The 19,292-nt window shown below is 40.6% G+C and carries 20 protein-coding genes and 2 pseudogenes; 11 read left to right on the top strand and 11 right to left on the bottom strand.

All coding sequences use genetic code 11. The annotated features are described in order from the left end of the window. The first annotated feature begins 71 nt into the window (after positions 1-71). From ACSLFW_RS11975 to ACSLFW_RS12010, 8 genes are all read left to right on the top strand, one after another. Positions 72-467, top strand: a complete 396-nt coding sequence (locus tag ACSLFW_RS11975; protein ID WP_436555937.1) for a KUP/HAK/KT family potassium transporter — start codon at positions 72-74, stop codon at positions 465-467. Further along, on the top strand, positions 464-1,915 hold the full coding sequence (locus tag ACSLFW_RS11980) for a KUP/HAK/KT family potassium transporter (RefSeq protein ID WP_436555938.1): 1,452 nt from the start codon (positions 464-466) through the stop codon (positions 1,913-1,915). The genes ACSLFW_RS11975 and ACSLFW_RS11980 overlap by 4 nt, the downstream gene beginning before the upstream one ends. Before the next feature lie 125 nt (positions 1,916-2,040). Further along, on the top strand, positions 2,041-3,339 hold the full coding sequence (locus ACSLFW_RS11985; protein WP_436555939.1) for an outer membrane beta-barrel protein: 1,299 nt from the start codon (positions 2,041-2,043) through the stop codon (positions 3,337-3,339). 58 nt (positions 3,340-3,397) lie between these two features. Then, entirely contained in the window at positions 3,398-4,639 is a 1,242-nt protein-coding gene (locus ACSLFW_RS11990) for a flavin monoamine oxidase family protein (protein WP_436555940.1), read from the top strand. Between the two features lie 51 nt (positions 4,640-4,690). Then, positions 4,691-4,855: an SRPBCC domain-containing protein gene (locus tag ACSLFW_RS11995; protein WP_436555941.1), complete on the top strand. Its 165-nt coding sequence runs from the start codon at positions 4,691-4,693 to the stop codon at positions 4,853-4,855. Further along, complete coding sequence (locus tag ACSLFW_RS12000) at positions 4,804-5,145, top strand: SRPBCC domain-containing protein (protein ID WP_436557442.1); 342 nt, start codon at positions 4,804-4,806, stop codon at positions 5,143-5,145. Before ACSLFW_RS11995 ends, ACSLFW_RS12000 begins: the two co-directional genes overlap by 52 nt. Before the next feature lie 8 nt (positions 5,146-5,153). Then, positions 5,154-5,294 (top strand): lipoprotein, encoded by a 141-nt coding sequence (locus ACSLFW_RS12005; RefSeq protein WP_436555942.1) that lies wholly within the window; start codon positions 5,154-5,156, stop codon positions 5,292-5,294. Next, positions 5,272-5,655, top strand: coding sequence for a VOC family protein (locus ACSLFW_RS12010; protein WP_436555943.1), 384 nt, complete (start codon positions 5,272-5,274; stop codon positions 5,653-5,655). Before ACSLFW_RS12005 ends, ACSLFW_RS12010 begins: the two co-directional genes overlap by 23 nt. A 12-nt stretch (positions 5,656-5,667) precedes the next feature. Here ACSLFW_RS12010 and ACSLFW_RS12015 read toward each other — a convergent pair. Next, a pseudogene (locus ACSLFW_RS12015) lies at positions 5,668-7,096 on the bottom strand (L-serine ammonia-lyase). Between the two features lie 181 nt (positions 7,097-7,277). Beyond that, on the bottom strand, positions 7,278-7,607 hold the full coding sequence (locus ACSLFW_RS12020) for a hypothetical protein (RefSeq protein ID WP_436555944.1): 330 nt from the start codon (positions 7,605-7,607) through the stop codon (positions 7,278-7,280). A gap of 152 nt (positions 7,608-7,759) precedes the next feature. Here ACSLFW_RS12020 and ACSLFW_RS12025 point away from each other — a divergent pair, with 152 nt between their 5' ends. Both ACSLFW_RS12025 and ACSLFW_RS12030 read left to right on the top strand, forming a co-directional pair. Next, positions 7,760-8,797 (top strand): EamA family transporter, encoded by a 1,038-nt coding sequence (locus ACSLFW_RS12025; RefSeq protein WP_436555945.1) that lies wholly within the window; start codon positions 7,760-7,762, stop codon positions 8,795-8,797. 55 nt (positions 8,798-8,852) lie between these two features. Beyond that, positions 8,853-9,398: a hypothetical protein gene (locus ACSLFW_RS12030; RefSeq protein ID WP_436555946.1), complete on the top strand. Its 546-nt coding sequence runs from the start codon at positions 8,853-8,855 to the stop codon at positions 9,396-9,398. 59 nt (positions 9,399-9,457) lie between these two features. Here the strand turns inward: ACSLFW_RS12030 and ACSLFW_RS12035 are convergent, their stop codons facing one another. The 8 genes and pseudogenes from ACSLFW_RS12035 to ACSLFW_RS12070 form a co-directional block, all read right to left on the bottom strand. Continuing rightward, on the bottom strand, positions 9,458-9,988 hold the full coding sequence (locus tag ACSLFW_RS12035; protein ID WP_436555947.1) for a YceI family protein: 531 nt from the start codon (positions 9,986-9,988) through the stop codon (positions 9,458-9,460). A gap of 126 nt (positions 9,989-10,114) precedes the next feature. Continuing rightward, positions 10,115-10,840: a pirin family protein gene (locus ACSLFW_RS12040; RefSeq protein WP_436555948.1), complete on the bottom strand. Its 726-nt coding sequence runs from the start codon at positions 10,838-10,840 to the stop codon at positions 10,115-10,117. Positions 10,841-11,056: 216 nt separating this feature from the next. Then, on the bottom strand, positions 11,057-11,638 hold the full coding sequence (locus ACSLFW_RS12045) for a Crp/Fnr family transcriptional regulator (RefSeq protein WP_436555949.1): 582 nt from the start codon (positions 11,636-11,638) through the stop codon (positions 11,057-11,059). Positions 11,639-11,967: 329 nt separating this feature from the next. Then, entirely contained in the window at positions 11,968-14,169 is a 2,202-nt protein-coding gene (gene ligD, locus ACSLFW_RS12050; RefSeq protein ID WP_436557443.1) for a DNA ligase D, read from the bottom strand. After that, positions 14,149-14,528, bottom strand: a pseudogene (locus ACSLFW_RS12055) (DNA polymerase ligase N-terminal domain-containing protein); the annotation flags it as partial. The pseudogene ACSLFW_RS12055 and the gene ligD, both read right to left, overlap by 21 nt. 112 nt (positions 14,529-14,640) lie before the next feature. Continuing rightward, complete coding sequence (locus tag ACSLFW_RS12060; RefSeq protein WP_436555950.1) at positions 14,641-14,937, bottom strand: hypothetical protein; 297 nt, start codon at positions 14,935-14,937, stop codon at positions 14,641-14,643. Next, positions 14,903-15,184: a Ku protein gene (locus ACSLFW_RS12065; protein WP_436555951.1), complete on the bottom strand. Its 282-nt coding sequence runs from the start codon at positions 15,182-15,184 to the stop codon at positions 14,903-14,905. Before ACSLFW_RS12065 ends, ACSLFW_RS12060 begins: the two co-directional genes overlap by 35 nt. Beyond that, complete coding sequence (locus tag ACSLFW_RS12070; protein WP_436555952.1) at positions 15,142-15,429, bottom strand: Ku protein; 288 nt, start codon at positions 15,427-15,429, stop codon at positions 15,142-15,144. Before ACSLFW_RS12070 ends, ACSLFW_RS12065 begins: the two co-directional genes overlap by 43 nt. Before the next feature lie 122 nt (positions 15,430-15,551). On the opposite strand from ACSLFW_RS12070, the gene ACSLFW_RS12075 reads away from it, so the two are divergent. After that, the gene (locus ACSLFW_RS12075) at positions 15,552-17,915 is read left to right on the top strand and encodes a GAF domain-containing protein (protein ID WP_436555953.1); all 2,364 of its coding nucleotides are present in this window, start codon (positions 15,552-15,554) and stop codon (positions 17,913-17,915) included. 144 nt (positions 17,916-18,059) lie between these two features. On the opposite strand, the gene ACSLFW_RS12080 is transcribed toward ACSLFW_RS12075, so the two are convergent. Next, entirely contained in the window at positions 18,060-19,247 is a 1,188-nt protein-coding gene (locus tag ACSLFW_RS12080; RefSeq protein WP_436555954.1) for a Pycsar system effector family protein, read from the bottom strand. Positions 19,248-19,292: the final 45 nt, after the last annotated feature.

Here is a 19,292-nt window from a genome sequence, read left to right on the forward strand (position 1 = left end):
GTCAGTGCCGCAACGCTGCTCGTCGCCCTGGTATTATTTATGGGGATATCGGTACGAGTCCGCTTTATGTTATGAAAGCCATTGTCGGCGACCGCGAGATTACACCTTTATTGGTGTATGGCGGAATTTCGTGTATTTTCTGGACATTGACTTTCCAAACCACTTTCAAATATATTTTCCTGACGCTTTCTGCCGATAATCATGGCGAAGGCGGCGTATTTTCATTGTATGCGCTCGTAAAACGTTTCGGAAAGGGAAAATTGGTGATTCCGACGATTTTGGGCGCGACAACTTTACTTGCCGACGGCATCATTACGCCTCCGATTTCAGTCGCTTCGGCAGTTGAAGGACTCGAAGTTTTAGTGCCGGATTTACCGACGATTCCGATTGTAATTGCAATTTTATCCGCATTATTTTTCTTCCAAAGGTTCGGAACGCATAAAATCGGGACTTTTTTTGACCAATGATGGCAATCTGGTTTACGATGCTTTTGGTTTTAGGTGCTTCACAAATCATTCACCATCCGGAGATTTTTAAGGCACTGAATCCTGTTTATGCGTATGAATTGCTCGTTGAATATCCAAAAGGATTTTGGCTTTTAGGCGCAGTTTTCCTTTGTACGACCGGCGCAGAAGCACTTTATTCTGATTTAGGGCATTGCGGGAAAGAAAACATCCGCCTCACCTGGATTTTCGTCAAAATTGCATTGGTCGTGAATTATTTAGGGCAGGCTGCCTGGCTGATGACACAGGGAAATACACATTTAAACGGACAAAATCCTTTTTATACGATCATGCCTGAATGGTTTTTATTATCCGGAATTATCATTGCCACTTTTGCCGCTGTGATTGCATCCCAAGCCTTAATCAGTGGTTCTTACACGCTGATTAACGAAGCAATTTCGCTGAATTTCTGGCCTCGCGTTGCCCTCAGGAACCCAACTGATCTGAAAGGGCAGATTTATATTCCATCTGTCAACACGATTTTATGGATTGGCTGTGTATTGATGGTTTTGTATTTCAAAAACTCGGCACACATGGAAGCGGCTTACGGATTTTCAATCACGATTGCCATGCTGATGACGACGTTTTTACTGACGTATTATATGTTTTACATCAAAAAAGTCAAGGCATTTTGGGTGCTTTTGGTACTCGCGGTTTTTGCAGTGATTGAAATTTCATTTTTCGCAGCCAACATCGTCAAAATCAAAGAAAGATGGATGTTCCTGTTCTTCGAATTGTTCATTTTTATGGTGATGTATATCTGGTATTTTTCGAGGAAAATCAACAACCGACTGCTCAAATTCACGAATCTCACCGAAAAAGTGCAGCTGCTGAAATCTTTAAGCGAAGACGACAGCATCCCGAAATATTCGACGCATCTCATTTACCTATCAAAAGCCGATAAAAATTATGAAATAGAAGAGAAGATCCTCAAATCTATCTTTTCTAAAAAACCAAAACGCGCCGATGTATATTGGTTCTTCCACATCAACCGCGTCAATGAGCCTTTCACGCTGAATTATGAGGTGATTGAACTGCTCGACGATAAAGTCATCAAAATCGTATTGAACGTCGGTTTCCGCATACAGCCGAAAGTCGAATTGTACTTCAAGACCATCGTCCGCAACCTTGTTCGCGATAAGGAACTCAATCTGCACATACGCCCCGACGGTTCTACAAAATATAACGCAGAACCGGATTATAAATTCGTCATCATCGAAAAATTCCTTTCCGTTGAAAATGATTTCGAAGTCAGGGAAGGATTGATGCTCAACGCTTATTATTGGCTGAAACACCTGTCTTTATCGGATACAAAAGCATTCGGGCTCGACAAGAGCGACGTGAAGATTGAGAAAGTTCCGATTGTGTACCAGCCGATAAGCAAATTGTCTTTGGAACGGAAAGCACTTTAATTTTTAACAAAGCCCCTCGACTGCGCTCGGGGTGACAAATCAAAATATCCTGAAAAAATCAAATTAATTAGTACATGCTGTCACCCCGAGCGCAGTCGAGGGCCTTTAACAACAAATTCTAAAAAATGAAAAATAAAATCTTATTACTGGCATTATTGATCAGCGGAATAACAACCGCCCAAAATGATACATTGCCCAAAATCCCATTCGAAGGCATGGATTTGTCATGGATCAACGGGCAGAACCGCCAAACGAGTTTCCCGCTTACTTTTAAAGACAAGGCAACAAACGAAACAATTGTAACCGGAGTGGCCTATCTTGATACTTATTACAATTACGATTTCAACAATCCGAAAGACAATACGCACACGATTTCATCGTCGATTGGGCGTAGTAATGAATTTACACTGAATCTCGCAAGTATCGGTATCGAAACAAATTACAAGAATATCATCGGTCGATTGTGGCTGCAATACGGGCAGATGAGCGCCATTATCCAGGATTTGGATGCAACGACGCAACATGGACGAAATACATCAATTGATAACCTCAAAAATATCCGTGAAGCTTCCGCAGGTTATCACTTCAACAAATGGTACGGCGTGAATGTCGAAATGGGTATTTTCATGAGCTACATCGGCCTTGAAAGCTATGTGACCCAGGAAAATTGGTCGTACCAACGGTCTATGGTTTGTGATTTTACGCCGTTTTATTTCTCGGGCGCAAGGCTGCAGGTTTTTCCGACGAAGAAATTCAAGACTGAATTATGGCTGCTCAACGGCTGGCAATCGTATAACGTATGGAACAAAAGCATCGGTGTCGGGAATTCAAATTATTACCGCCCGAATGAAAATCTGCAGCTTGTCGCGAATTTTTATTATGGAAACGACAGCCGCACTGCAACCAATCGGTTTCATCATGATAATAGTATCGTCGCCCGATATTTCAATAATAAAAAAAGCAAAGGGTTATCGCAGGCCGCTTTCAGCCTGAACACGCATTACGGTTTTCAGAGCGGAGCAGGAGTGAAGCCGTCGCAGCAATACATGACTGGCGCATCTTTGAGTAATCGTTTATGGTTCAACAAAAACAAACTGGCGTTGGCATTACGTGGTGATTTTGTACGAAACCCCGGATTGTACCTCGCCTTTACGCCATCGCCTGTAACGCCAAATGATTTTACTGACGATCCGGTTCAGGACATTACGATTTATCAGGGAACGGCGACTTTTGATGTAATGCCGAATGATTTCGTAACGTTTCGACTGGAATTCCGTTACCGAAAAAGCAACAAGCCTTATTTTGCAGGCCGCGGCGGAACGACTTCGCCTGACGGTTGGGTCAATACACCAACAAACAACTGGCGTTCGGATTTGGTTGAAAATGAGGGCGGAGTGACATTGGCCGTTAATTTTAGGCTGTAAAATTTAAATCATTAAGCGGAATCTAAGAATTTCACCTGTTTTTCGTATCTTCCAGTCTATGAAAGTAATCATCATAGGCGCCGGCGCTTCCGGATTAATGGCTGCAAATTTATTGGAGAAAAAAGGGGTTGAAGTGGTTATTCTTGAAGCACTCGACCGCATCGGAGGCCGTATTCATACGCACATACCAACCGGATTCAGCGGATTTATCGAAGGCGGCGCAGAATTCATACATGGCAATCTTCCACTGACGCTTCAATTGATGAAGAAAGCAAAATTGCCTGTTGTTCCTGCGACCGGCGAAATGCTGAAGTACGAAAATGGCAGGTTAAGCAAGCATTTTGGCCAGGGAAAAGCATGGACAGCCTTTTATGAAATTCTTGAGAACCTCAAAAAAGACTGCACGCTTGAGTTTATGCTGCAACAACATTTTTCAGAGAAAGCATATTCTAAATTCAGGAAAGAAGTGCGCGAAATGGCACAAGGGCTGGATTTGGCCGATACAAATCTGGTCAGCGCACTCGGATTGAAAAAAGAATGGCTGTCTGAAGAACCTCAATACCGTCCTCAAACCGGATACGCATCTTTACTTGAATTCCTGCACAACGACGCCGTGTCTGAAAATTATAAATTACGACTGAATTCGAAAGTAAATACGATTCAATGGAGAAAAGGCAATGTGGAAGTTGTGACAGAAACGGAAAGTTTCAATGCCCATGCAGTAATCATCTCCACGTCATTGGGAAGCCATCATCGCAATGACATTTTGTTTGAACCGGAATTGCCGCAAACTGCGTTTTTCGATAAAATTGGTTTTGGAGAAGTGACGAAGATACTATTGGAATTCCGCTTTGCCTTTTGGGAAGAAAAAATGCCTGAAATGGGTTTTTTGTTCACAGGAAACGGCTTTACATTCTGGACGCAGCTTTCGATGCGCAAACCTTTATTGACAGGCTGGCTTGGTAATGATTATGCTGCTGCATCTGATGATATTCCCGATAATGAACTCGTTGAAGCGGCGCTGAAAGAACTGCAGATAATTTTTGCCGAGTTGCATATAAAAGAATTGTTGCAGGCTTCAGTTGTGTTCAGATATACCAAAAAGAGCTTCGAAGGCGGCGGCTATTCCTGGCTGAAACCGGAAAGCAAATCAGCAATCCGTGAACTCAATAAAGGAATTGACAACACCATTTTCTTTGCCGGTGAGGCCTTGCATCCGGGTGCTGAAACCGGAACAGTCGAGGCAGCGCTGCAGAGCGGGAGATATGTGGCAAGGAAGATTTTGACGTTGATTTCTTGATGAAATTTAAATCATATAATCTAATTTCCGATATTTGAAATAAAAAATAAAATGGCAGCCAATATTTCAAATCCGGATTGTGAAATTGCGACGACACGCGTTTTTAATTTTCCCAGGGCACTTGTTTTTAAGGCGTGGACTGACCCGAACCATTTGAAGAATTGGTGGGGCAGGCGGGTTTTACCAACACATTCAACACTTTTGATTTCCGCGTAGGCGGCAAATGGAGCTTCATCATGCATGGCCCGGACAAAGGCAATTACCAAAATGAATGTGAGTTTACAAGCATTGAAAATCCGACATTTATTTCGTGGAAAAGGCATTCAAAGCCACTTTTTAATGTTGAAGCGGCTTTTGAGGAAGTAAATCCTGACCAGACAAAAATCGTTTGGAAAATGGTTTTTGAAACGCCTGAAGAATGCAGCAAATTAAAACCCTATGTTATCGACAAGAACGAAGAAAACTTCGACAGGCTTGAAGCGGAACTCGCCAAAATGGCGCAATAAAATTAAAAATGAACAAATCAATACTAACGATTTCAGCCGCCATAATGCTGACAGGTTGTAATCCCAAAATAACAAAAAATATGGATACACATGCATCTGATGACACAACTCCAAAAGTAACCGGAGTTGGCGGGATTTCTTTTTTCTGATAATCCAAAAGAAACAAGAGAATGGTATAAACAGAATCTTGGCATTGAAGCCGGAGATTATGGCGCTAGCTTTGAATCAAGGAGCCTTAATAATCCTGATGAAATCAATACGTTGCAATGGACACCTTTTAAGAACGGAAGCCAATATTTCGCGCCTTCTAAAAAAGATTTCATGATCAATTATACCGTTCAGAACATCGAGGCACTTGTTGAAAAACTTAAGAAAAATGGTGTTACAGTACTTGATGATATTGCAACTTACGATTATGGCAAATTCGTACACATCATGGATAAGGACGGCAACAAAATAGAATTATGGGAACCGGCCAAAGAAAATAAAAGCAGTAAAGAAGCAAAATAATTCGTTTGCAAATCAACAATCAGCCATATTCACAGCAATCGCCAATCCGCCTTCAGAAGTTTCTTTGTACTTATTATTCATATCCACAGCCGTCTGCCACATCGTATCGACGACTTTGTCTAAAGGCACTTTTGCATTTTTAGGATCGGTTTCTAAAGCGAGTTCTGCTGCGTTAATAGCCTTAATTGCGCCCATCGTATTGCGCTCGATACACGGAATTTGCACCAGTCCCCCAATTGGGTCGCAGGTCAATCCGAGGTGATGTTCCATCGCAATTTCTGCCGCCATCAGCACCTGTTCCGGAGTGCCGCCCATCAATTCGCACAAAGCTGCTGCTGCCATTGCCGACGACACGCCGATCTCTGCCCTGGCAACCGCCCATCGCAGCTGATATTGTAGAGCCTTTTTTGAAAATACTGCCGATTTCTCCGGCCACCATCAGGAATTGTTTGATTTCTTTCTCCCCGGCATCGTGGTTTTCAATTACTAAATAATACATCAAAACTGATGGAATCACGCCTGCGCTTCCATTTGTCGGAGCAGTAACGACTCGGCCTAACGCAGCATTGACTTCGTTTACGGCAAGCGCAAAACAACTTACCCATTTAAGAATTTGACGGAATTTCACTTCGGTTTTTCGAATCGTTTCGAGCCATTCCTGCGGCGAATTATAATTGGCCAAACCAATCAAGCCCTGGTGCATATCGAAAGCGCGTCTTCTCACATTTAATCCGCCAGGAAGGATTCCTTCAGAATGGCAACCCGTATACATGCATTCAAGCATCGTGTTCCAGATGCGCATGAGCTCGCTGTGGATTTCGGTTTCAGGACGCATTGATTTTTCGTTTTCATAAACGATTTCAGAAATGCTTTTCTTCTGTGCTATGGTATAATTGAGCAGTTCTTCTGCATTTTGTATCGGAAATGGAAACGCACATTTAATCTGGCTTTTCTTCTGCGCATTGACGCGTTCTTCCTTGACGACAAATCCGCCGCCGATAGAGTAGAAGGTCGATGCATATTCGGTTCCGTCATCCGCGAAAGCGGTGAACATCAATCCATTCGCATGGAAAGGCAGGAAGTTTTTGTTGAAAACGATATCTTGCAGAAAGTAAAATGGGATTTTTATTTGGCCGCCGAGGTTAATTTCATGACTGTCCTCAATGGATTTGATGATTCCTGCGATATCCTGTATCGGGATATATTCAGGATCTTGCCCGCTCAACCCCAGCATTACCGCCAAATCTGTAGCGTGGCCTTTTCCGGTAAGAGAAAGCGAACCATATAGATCAACTTTTATGCGTTCTGTTTTTTGAAGGAGATTTTCGGATCGCAATTCAGCCAGAAACCTTTCGGCAGCGCGCCATGGCCCAGTGTGTGCGAGCTTGACCGTCTCAACGCCGATTTTCAGCATATCAAAAACGGAGATACATTCTTCCATAAAAGCAATTTTGTTACAAAGATAATTGAGTTGTCGCGTTTAAAGGTAAAGAAATTCATAATATCACAATAATTCTTTGATAAAATTAGCAAATAATGAATATTGTATAAATCGTTATGTCAATACAACAAAGAAAGCCGCATCAAATGATACGGCTTTCGGGCATTGCGTTGGTCAAGCATTAAGAAACCCCGTTCAATGCCAGGTTGTTACCTAAAGTGGTTCCTGAGCAAGTGTATTCTGCTGTCAGGCTTGAAGACGGATCGTAAACGAATGCCTGTGAAGCCTGGTTGTCGGTGCCCCACATTACCCAGATTTTCATCCACAAGGTTGATCCGGCGGGAACGCCAAGATCGCCCGGGTTTGTAGTATAACTTTGCCCGAGCAATTCATCTCCGGTTTGCGAAGATTGCACGTTCTGACCTTCGTCGTTCATATAAACGAATTCTGTGCGGCAAACATAACCGCCTTGTTGGTTTAATTTAAATTTCCCTACTCTTTGAATAGCCATAATTTCTATAATTTATTGGTTGGTACTTACTCTTTGTTCGGATTTTCAGTTTACTCCGCCGTCCAGTTTTTTGTTGCAACGCTCAAATGAACATGACAATATTATAGCATATTGCGATTTTAAAACAGCGCAAAAATACGTGATTTTGAAAATTGGGTAATTCTACTTATGTAAAAGGTAATATTACGCGAATAAAATTGCAGGTAGATTTACAACGAAAAGAAGTAGATGTACGCAATTTAAAAGCACGTATTTCCTGCAACCTCAGACTTTGCTTACATTTGCTGAAAATTGTTCTGATGCGCCTCAATAAATATTATCTCTCTGCCTTTTCCGCATTTGTGATTTGGGGATTTTTTAGCCTGGCCTTAAAGCCTTTGCACAATTATCCTTCGCTTGACATTATCTTTTACCGGATTTTTTATGCGACGATTTTGTTGTTGGGAATCAACCTGATTTTCAGGAAGAAAGTGCTGCGAAATGATTTACAAGTCATTAAAAGTATGGACAAGGCTGCGCGCCGGAAAACTTTCCTGCTGACCATTACCGGCGGTTTCTTGCTGATAGTCAATTGGTTTTTGTTTGTGTATGCGGTCAATCACGTGAGTTTGAAATCGGCTTCATTCGCCTATTTAATTTGTCCTATTTTAACGACCATCCTTGCTTATTTCATCCTGAAAGAAAAATTAGGGAAATGGCAATGGTTCGCTGTGGGACTGAGTTTAATCAGTTGTGTACTGTTATCTTTTGGAAGTATCCGCGACCTGATTTACAGCCTGGTAATCGCACTCTCATTCGCATTTTACCTGATTACGCAACGCAAAAATAATCAGTTTGACCGTTTTGTAGTTTTGACTGTGCAAATGCTTATTGCGTCTGTTGTGGTCATTCCGTTTTTTCCGAAATATAGCGGCGAAATACCGACAGAAACATTGTTTTATACGATGCTGACGCTGATTGTTGTCATTTTTACAATCATCCCGCTGTTCCTGAATTTATATGCGCTCAAAGGCATGAATTCATCGGCTGTAGGGATTTTAATGTACATCAATCCGCTCATCAATTTTTTCCTTGCGGTATTTTATTTTCACGAAGCGATTGACGCGCTGCAGCTGATTTCTTACCTGATTATTATCATCTCAGTTGTAATTTTTAACGGTAAAGCAATTCTCGGAAAAACTTCAAAATAATTTTTTGGCACATACTTTGAAATCCTGCTCTTAACTAACTTTTAACAGGATTTTTATGAAAGCAAATGTGTCTTTGAGATTTTTGGGCGTACTAGGATTTTTATTGTTGATGGCGCCGTTTTATGACAGTTGTAACGGGAAAGTATTTACAAAATCCCCGGTTGTTGAAACGCCACAACCTGAAAAGACCTTTTCAGAGAAGGTTGCTGATTTTTTTGTTGGCGAAAATGCATTGACAGGATTGGAGATGGCGCAATTTCCGATTGCTATGGTGAATGAAGGTTTAGGAGAATTCGGCAAGGAGATCAGCAATAATAAAGCAACTGATAATATTACGATTCTGGCTTGCTTCGCTTTCCTTATCAGCGCGCTTTTGTCGGGAATTATTGCAATTTTCACTTTTACAAAAAATATAAAGCTGGTTTACAGGCTTTCGTTTGTCAACAGTATAATCATTTTGGTGGCTTACTTTGATGTTGTATTTTTTGAACAATCATTTGAAACTTTCACCCAAATAAAATGGGGTTATTACGCTTTTATTGCTGTACAAATCGCACTTATGGTTCAATCAAAGCGTATTTTAAAATCCGCGAAGGCGTAAATAAAAAATCCCGGCAACAGAAAAACTGCCGCCGGGATTAACCAACAAATCACTAATCATTATTGTTTTACGAACTGTAATTCGATATTGAATTTTACTTCTTCTCCAACTAAAACGCCGCCTGCTTCAAGGCCTGCGTTCCAGGAAAGTCCCCAGTCTTTACGATTGATTTTTCCTGTGATTGACATTCCGGCTTTTAAATTTCCCCAGGGATCTTTGGCAGTTCCGCCAAATTCGACATTGAGTGTTACAGGTTTTGAAACCCCGTGAAGGCTTAAATCGCCAATCAAAATATATTCATCATCGCTTTCTTTTTTGAATGATGTTGATTGAAAGGTGATTTTCGGAAATTGCTCCGCATCGAAGAAATCCGGGCTTTGCAGATGCTTATCGCGGTCGGCATTTCCGGTATTAACGGAACTTACATCGCCTGAAAAGGTTACATCGGCGTTTTCGAAATTTTCATCTTCGGTCATTACGGTTGCTTCAAAATTCTGAAAGCTTCCTGAAACATTGGTAAACATCATGTGTTTAACTTTAAATCCGATTTCTGAGTGTGTTGGGTCTACTGACCATTTTGTTGTTGACATAATTGATTTATTTTGAATGTTAAGTTATTATTTCTTGGTTCAGGTTTCTTGGTTCCGGGTTTAGGGTTAAACAATTTCGTAGTTAAAGGTACGACCTTGCACCTTGTGCCCAAAATCCTGTACCCTTTACATTGGCACTTCCATCAGAAGAATTTCTGCTCCTTCCGAATTGGCTGTGATTGTAATTGAATCCGTATTGGTCATTCCCAATCCGTCTCTTTCATTTAAAGTAACACCACCAATCGTAAAATCGCCTTTCAGGATGAATGCATAAATACCGTTGCCTTCTTTTTTGATTTGATAATCCGTAGTGAAATCCTTGTCGAAAGTACCCAGATGAAACCATGCATCCTGATGGATCCACACGCCTTCATCCTCTGCATTTGGCGAAAGTACCTGTTGCAATTTATTGTGGCGGTCATTCTCATTAAGCGTCACCTGGTCGTATCTTGGCGTTACATTTTGCTGCTTCGGAATTACCCAAATCTGTAAAAACTTCGTCAGTTTGTCGCTGTTTTTGTTGTACTCGCTATGGAAAATCCCTGTACCGGCGCTCATCGCCTGAATGTCGCCTTTGCGAATGACTGTAGTATTGCCCATGCTGTCTTTGTGCTCTAAATCGCCTTCGAGCGGAATCGAAATGATTTCCATATTGTCATGGCGGTGCGTGCCAAAACCCATTCCGGGATCTACACGGTCATCATTCAATACGCGCAAAACGCCAAAATTATGACGCTCCGGATTATAATAGGAAGCGAATGAAAAAGTATGATACGAATCAAGCCAGCCGTGATTGGCATGGCCTCTGGTGCCTGCTTTGTGTAAAATGGTTTTTGTTGCTGTTGTGTCCATAATATTTTGTGTGATTATTATGGTACAAATTTCGGTCAGTAATTTCTGGTGTGCATTGAACTGGGACAAGAAAATTATCGTCAGTTCGAGTTGAGTAGAGATTTGCGACAGCTAATCTTTACGAAGTATCGAGAACGTTTTTGAATTCAGAACCTTCTCGATACAATTTCAGAAAAAAGCGGTCGCATTTTTCCTGAAATCACTCGAAGTGACGCGTCAACCTTTCGCCAACCGCGTCCTGATTTTACTCACAAATTCCGGTGAAATTCCCAGATAAGATGCAATATAATGTTGCGCTACACGTTGCGGAATCGTAGGATATTGCGCAATGAATTCCAGATATTTTTCAGTAGCAGTCTTGGAAATGGTATTAAACAAACGCTCCTGTGTTACTGCCAGATTGCGCATCATCAGGATTCTGAAAACGCGTTCTGTTTTGGGAACTTTTGTATATAATTCTTCTTTTTTTTCAGGTGAGAAGACGAGCAGTTCACAATCTTCAAGTGTTTCTATGAATACTTTGCTCGGTTTGGTTTCATAAATACTAAAGGAAATATCGCCAATCCAGGAATCTTCGATGGCAAATTGCAAAATGACTTCAAAACCATTGGCATCGATGTAATATTTGCGAAGGCAGCCTTTAACAACATACGCTTCGAAGTTACAGGTTTCTCCTTCGTGCAGCATGATGGTTTTTTTAGGTACTTTTTCGAATGCTGTCAATGAATCGAAAATTTCGAGTTCTTCGGGATAAAAGGTAACGTAACGGCTGATGTTCTTGTTGATATGGTCGTACAAAGCAATAGATTTATATTTCCGAAATTTAAAAAAATATCAGCGACGAATTACACAGATTCGCACGAATTTATAAGCAATCTTCTGAATATTATGTAAATCAATCTTCCCGAGAATTTTAACAATTTTTACGGCTTTCCCGCAATACAACGTGTTGAAAAAAATCATATCTTACCTTCAGGGAAGGGGAGAATGCATCCCTACAAAAAAAATCAATTATTCTGGCTACGGCAAAGCCGTAAAAATTGTTAAAATTTGTTGTAACGTTTTAGATAAGATTTTTTGGACTGATAATTTGCAATTATGCAATTTGTGCGGCTTCGTGTCAAACTTCAGTTACCTAAAGTTGCCAAAATCGACTTCAGATCTATCGCATCCTCAAAAAAATCTGCCCACAGATCACCTTTTTCTTCAAGTCTTTTCGGAATGGTTTTGATATTGAATTTCTTTAAATCCAGTTTGTCATTAATTTCTGTCCATTCCAGCGGCGTGCTCACACCGGCACCTTCACGCGGCCGAAGTGAGTAAATACTCGCCATCGTTTTGCCCTTTCCATTCTGCAAAAAATCAAGATAAACCTTGTTTTTTCGTTTGTCGGGCATTCTTTCAAGGCTAACAATGTCGGGAAGTTGCTTCAAAACCATCTGGCTGACGAGATGCGAAAATTCGCGCGTCTGGTCGTAAGTATATTTCGGCAAAACCGGAATGAACACGTGAATGCCTTTTCCTCCCGAAGTTTTGATATAAGCAGGAACTTTAAGCATATCAAGGATTTCCTTCAGCTTTAATGCGGTTTTGACGATTTTTTTAATGTCGGCGCCATTCGGGTTCAAATCAAAAATAATATAATCCGGATTGTTTAAGGTACCAACGCGGCTGCTCCACGGATTGAGTTCGATGCAACCCCAATTCGCCAGAAAAAGCAGCGTATCCTTATCCTGGCACAATAAATAAGTAATGCTGTCCTCGGCAGATTTCGATTTTATCTTGCGGGTTTTAATCCACGGCGGCACCATTCCTTCGACATTTTTTTGAAAGAATCCATCATGGTCAATGCCATTCGGCGTTCTGCGAAGCGATTGTGGCCGGTCTTTCAGATAAGGCAAAATATATTCAGAAACCGAGTCGTAATAAGCAATCACATCGCCTTTGGTTATTTTTTCCTTTGGAAAATATATTTTATCGGGATGCGTGATTTCAACTTTGGAATTTTCAGATTTTGAATTTTGTGATTTATCTGACTTTTGGGTTTTGCTTTTTGGAATTTCCACTTGACTTGCTTTTTCTTTTTTGACTTCACCCGCTTTTTTATCTTCCCGCAAACCCAGAAAAACCGGATGCCGCATGCTGTTGGTTTCCGTCCATTCTGAAAATTTAATTTGCGCGACCAGTTGCGGTTTTACCCAATGCACGCCGCGTTCGCGTGGATTTTCCTTAAACGGACTTTTATCGATTTCAAGTTTTTCAAGCTTTTTCTTCATTTCGGAAAGGCTTTCATCATCAAATCCGCTGCCAACTTTTCCCGAGTATAATAATTCACCATTTTCATAATATCCACAAATTAATGCACCGATGCCTTTTCTACCGCCTTGCGGATCGGTATAACCGCCAATGACCATTTCCTGTTGCTGTTCAGTTTTGATTTTGAGCCAGTCTTTTGTACGTTTATTTTCGGCATATTTGGAATTTGATTTTTTTGCGATTATACCTTCGCCTCCAAGCTTTTCAATCGCTTTGAAAGTTTCGATGCCTTTGCCGACAGTATGTGCCGAGAAAATAAGATTATCCGATTTTGGTAAAATGGCTTTCAGGATTTTTTTGCGTTGGAGCAGTTCGAGTCCGCGCAAATCGAAACCTTTGAAATACAAAATATCAAAAGCATAAAATTTCAACTTTCCGATGTCGGGATTGTCTTCAAAATTTTGCAACCATTGAAAATGGCTTTTCCCGGATTTATCTTCAACCACAATTTCACCGTCAAGAATCATGTCGTGAAAAATATTGTCGAAAGTAGCAACCAATGCTTTGTATTTTTTATTGAATGAAATTCCGTTTCTGGAAATTAGATTCGCTTTTCCGTCTTTGATTTGAACAAGCGCACGATAACCATCATATTTATTTTCAAAAATCCAGTCGTCGTTATCAAAAGCTTCGTCAGTTAATGTTGCAAGTTGCGGCCGCCAATTGTCAGGAAAAGTTTTTAATTTTTTGGCATCTGCAACATCTTCTGCAGAAAATCCTTCTTCCTGCGTTTCGGCAGTAGTTGACTTTTCAGCCCTGGAAGTTTTGGATTTTTTTTCGGTTTTATTTGAATGCCAAACTTCATCGGTTTTGGCAATTTCGTCTAAATCTAATCCGCTTAAAACTGATTTCTGGTCAAAAGTTTTATCTGAACCTGAAAATTCATCTTTCGCTTTCATCAATAACCAATGATTTTCTTTGCCCTTCATTTCAACCAAATGATATGCGCCTTTGAGTTTTTTACCTTGAAGTACAATTTTGATGTTGCCGTCTTTGTGCATTTTTTTCATCATGGCATTGTCTTTCGCAATCGTTTCAGGTTCTTCAGGGCGATATGTGCCGTTGTCCCAAACCATCACAGTTCCGCCGCCATATTCACCTTTCGGAATCGTGCCTTCAAAATCAATATAATCTATCGGATGATCTTCAACGTGCATCGCGAGGCGTTTGTCTGACGGGTTTTCAGACGGCCTTTCGGAACTGCCCAACTTACCAATACTCCGTCAATTTCAAGGCGAAAATCGTAGTGTAGGTGCGAAGCGGCATGTTTTTGTACGACAAATCGCAATTTTCCGGAAGATTTTTTTGCAATTCCTTTAGGTTCGCGCGTTTTTTTGAAGTCGCGTTTTTGGTTGTATTTTTCGACGGCCATGATTTTTTGAATTTTCAAATTTCAAATCATAATTTTCAAATTTGAAACACGAAGCACAATTGAAATTTGGACTTTGGTTTTTATTTGTAATTTGGGATTTGTTGTTTGTAATTTAATTTTTTATCGCTTCCAAACTAGCTTTCAATTGTTCCAGCAAATCGTCAGAAGCGCCTTTTTTAGGTTTAGGTTTCTCTTCAACTTCTTTGGTCTTTTTCGCGCCGGGCTTTTCCTTCGATTTTTTAGTGATGATCTTGAGTAATTCGTCTTTGTAGGTGTCTTTGTATTTTTCAGGCTCAAATTCGCCGGTCAACTGGTCGATAATCGAAAGTGCCATATCGAGTTCTTTCTTTTCAATTTTGATATTATCAGGAATATTAGCCTCGTCCGGGTCGCGCAAAGTCCTGGTCAAACCTGATTTGTATCAGCAAAATGGCATTTTCCTGAACTTTCAGGATTCCCAGGTGTTCGGTGCTTCTCAAAACAAATTTCGCCAATCCGCATTTGCCGGATTTCTTCAAAGCTTCCCGTAATAAACTGTAGGTTTTTCGCGCTTCTTTCGCCGGTTCAACGATGTATGGTTTTTCAAGATATTGCGACGGAATATCCTTCTCCATCACAAATTCAAAAATGTCAATCGTCTGCGTTTTTTCAGGCATTGCTTTAGCAAAATCAGCTTCGTCGAGAACGACGTAATCGCCATCTTCTTTTTGTAACCTTTCGCAATATCATCCCACGGAACTTCTTTGCCGTCTTTCTTGCAAACACGGACATACTGGATGGCGCAATGGTCTTTTTTACGAATCATATCCAATTCAACACGATGTACGGAAGTTCCGCTGTACAAGCGAATTGGAATGTTCACAAGCCCGAAACTGATATTGCCTTTCCAGATAGCTTTCATGATTTTTGCATTTTGGTTTACTAACAAATTTCACCAAAAAGCTATAGATTTTTCTTATAGAATTCAAAGTCATATTTGTAAAATTTGGTTTTGCCGATGCTGATATTTCGTATCTTTGCGGCATGATTTTCGAACAATTTCACGACAACCCGTTTGAAGTCCAGATTTCTTTTCACAAAGTGATTGAAACGTTGGAGGATATCGCCATGTCTGACGTTGATTATAGGGCGAATTATGCAAAAGGTTTGCTTGCCGAAATTGCTAAAGTACCTGAACTGCGCACCGGAATCAAAAACCCGGAAATCATTAAAGAGCATCAGCAACTGATCCGGAATTTACTCTCAGATTTATTTCCAACAGCGCTTACAAAGAATGAAATCAAGGCCGTCACCATTCCATTCCACAACATCACTTTCAATTATTCTGAGCGTTTTCAAGACATCTTAAATAATGCCGGACCAGATTTTGATATGACGATTCGCGATTTTGACGGGCAACGTTCCTACATCATCAGTTGTTGCATGATTATGAATGCGTATTACGGACAGCATTTCGATTTCAGCAAGCCGTTTTTTTATGATATTCCGAGTAAGGAAGGCATCGTCAAGCATTACCGCATCATGTACAATGCCGATTTTATGGAAATTTTCCCAACGGAAAAAGCCATTGAAATTACTGATGACGACGTAAAATTACTAATGGATAATTTCGAGAATTTTGACATCTGGAAAGAGAAATTTCCACCTGAAAGCTGGATTTTAAAGGGCTTCGGAATCATGAGTCTTTTCGATTCAACGACCGAAAATGCGATTTCAAATCTCAAAACCAATCTGCTTGCAAAGCCTGATAAGAAAGATGATAATTCTTTGCAGCAAAGTTTCCTGAGTATTTTCCAGTCGATTTTTAATTTGCCTGATATCAGGATTGGTTATACGTCTTTTGACGCGCAGAACAACACTTTGTCGACTTCGCCTTTCGATATTACGATACAAAGCCACATATTGAACGGCAAAACCGAATTGGATTGTGGTAGTTTTTGCTGCGATGAGCCTTTCGACGAACTGATCAACGAACAAAAATATTTCGTCATTTCCGATGTGAAAGAGCAACTTCACGATGAGCCGGAAAATCTGCTTCTGCAGCAATTGGCGCGTCAGAAAATCCGCAGTGCGATTTTTGCGCCTGTGGTAAAAAATGAGAAATTGCTTGGGATTATTGAAGTCGTTTCGGCTACACGACGATTGCTTAACAGCGTCAATTCGCACAAACTTGACATCGTTTTGCCTTACATTACAGATACAATCGACCGATATTATATCGATATCCAAAACCAGATTGATGCGTTGATCCAGAAAGAATACACGACGATTCATCCGAGTGTTTACTGGAAATTCCGCGATGAAGCGTCGCAGCATCTTCATGATACCGCCGGATTTTCATTGCATGAAATTGTATTCCAGAATGTATATCCGCTGTACGGGCAGATTGACATCAAAGGATCGTCTGTAATGCGGAATAAAACGACTCAGGAAGACATAAAGTTTCAAGTAAACCTGTTGATTTCAATTTTCGAATCGATTTACAACCTGCAAAAATTACCGCTATTTGAGCAGAAGATATTTGAGTTACGCGATTTGCTGCGATTGCTTAATGACCAGATCAAGGCCGATGCGGAACAACTGATTCAGAATTATCTTCGGAATGACCTGCATCCGGTTTTAAAATCGAATCGTTTTGACGACGAAAATCTCAATAAACAAATCAGCGCCTATTTTGAAAAGCTCGATCCGAATACCGAAATGATTTACGACGCCCGTAAAAAATTCGATTCGACCGTTGCCATCATCAATAAGAAAATGGCGAAGATTCTCGATGAGAAACAAGTAGAGGCACAGGCTTATTATCCGCATTATTACGAGCGTTTCAAAACGGATGGCGTTGAGCACAATTTGTACATTGGAAATTCTATCACGAATGAGGCCAACTTCGACATGCTTTATCTGTATAACTTACGTTTGTGGCAACTTCAAGTAATGTGTGAAATGGAGAAACATTATCACAAATTACAGCCTGAATTGCCTTATCCGATGGAAGTGGCGTCGCTGATCCTTGCATTCCATCATCCGATTACCATCCGTTTCAGGATGGACGAAAAGCGTTTTGATGTTGACGGTTCTTACAATGCGCGTTATGAAGTCGTTAAAAAACGCATCGACAAGGCTTTTATCAAAAATTCACAGGAAAGGATTACGCAGCAGAATAAAATCACCATTGTTTATACACAGCAGGCTGAAGAGCTTGAATACAAACGTTATATCAAATTTTTGCAATACCAAAAAGTGATTTCTGACAATGTAGAATTCTTTGAAATTGAAGATTTGCAAGGCGTTTCGGGATTAAAAGCCATTCGCGTTGAAGTGCTTTATGGTCAAACCGAAAACCGACTTTATAGTTATAATGAATTACTGGAAACAATCAATTCTTAGATTTTTAGACTCGCAGAGCTCTTAGACAGTTAGACTTCTTAAGCTTTGCCTGGAACCAGGATTGTGTGCACAATTTTTTTCGCAGTCTAAGGAGTCTAAAAGCGCAGCGAGTCTAAAATCCAAAAGTCGAAGGCGTGTCCGATTTCAAACATTCGTCTTAAACGCAATTACAAAAGCAATCACCGAAATGATGATTCCGACCATGAAAATGTTATAGGTAATCCGCAGTAATTTGTATTTTCGGTGCAGTACCAATCCGAGGAAATAAAGGTCTTTTATCATCGAATTGTACAGATAATCCTTGTCTTTCATCATTTCATTCATTGCCCATTGGTATTCGTCGAGCGGCATTTTGTAGAAATTCCCAAAGAACAATAAATTGATTTGCTTTTCGCCGACTTCTTTGCGTGTAAAGGCTCCGCTCGTCACTTTTGGCCTTGTTGACAATATCGCAAAAATGATACATACAACGCTGAACATCAGCATGATGAATGTCGGCATAACCAAATGAGCATTCCCCGGACTATCCAATTTCGGAATCAATGTCGAAAGTGCAATCGAAATGATAATCGCGTTTACGGAAAGCAGGATATTGGCTTTGCTATCAGCAATCTGGCTCAGTTGCGTGTGGTTGTTGAGCGTGACTTTGAACATCGTTTCAACACCGCGTTCCGGTTTTTCAGGCTTGTTGTCTTTGTTTTTCTTGGCGGCTTTTTTGGCTTCTTTTTCAGCCTCTTTTTCGAGAATTTCGATTTTTTCCTGAAGGCGCGTGATGTTCTTTTCTTTCTTTTTCTGCCATTCGTTTTTAGCGAAATCAGAAAAATAATGGTGGTATTGCAGCAGCATTTTCAGGTTGCCTTTTGCCCATTCAAGGTCGGTGTAAGTCCGGTTGGAAAGAACTGCCCATTCCTCGCGCAAAGTTTCACTGATGCTTAAGTAATTCTTATCGGCGAAATGCGAACTGTCGGCGTCGCGGATGATATTTTCAAGTTCTGTTTTTGGTGTTGCATGAATATCTGTTACACGAATTAAATCTACTGTAACTGCGGCAATTTCAGCCGAAATGGATTCTGTTTTCGCAAATTCCTGAAAAATGGCAACGCTTTTTTCTTCGTGTTTTTCGCAGCCGTTAACATAACCCGTATCATGAAACCAAGCCGCGAGGATTAGCGATTCGGTATTTTCAGGATTGATTTTTTCCGCGGAAGCGATTTCCTTCACCGCCTCAACAACGCGCAAAGTATGGTTGAAATTATGGTAAGTATATGACGCAGAAAGTTTATCTTTGAATAGCGTGTAGACGAATTCTTCCGCTTTTTGATTAATTGCCATGAGGAAAATTTTATTGTACCAATTTATGAAATTATTTCGTTTAAA

Source organism: Flavobacterium sp. 3HN19-14 (assembly GCF_051373205.1).
In the GTDB taxonomy this organism is placed as follows: domain Bacteria; phylum Bacteroidota; class Bacteroidia; order Flavobacteriales; family Flavobacteriaceae; genus Flavobacterium.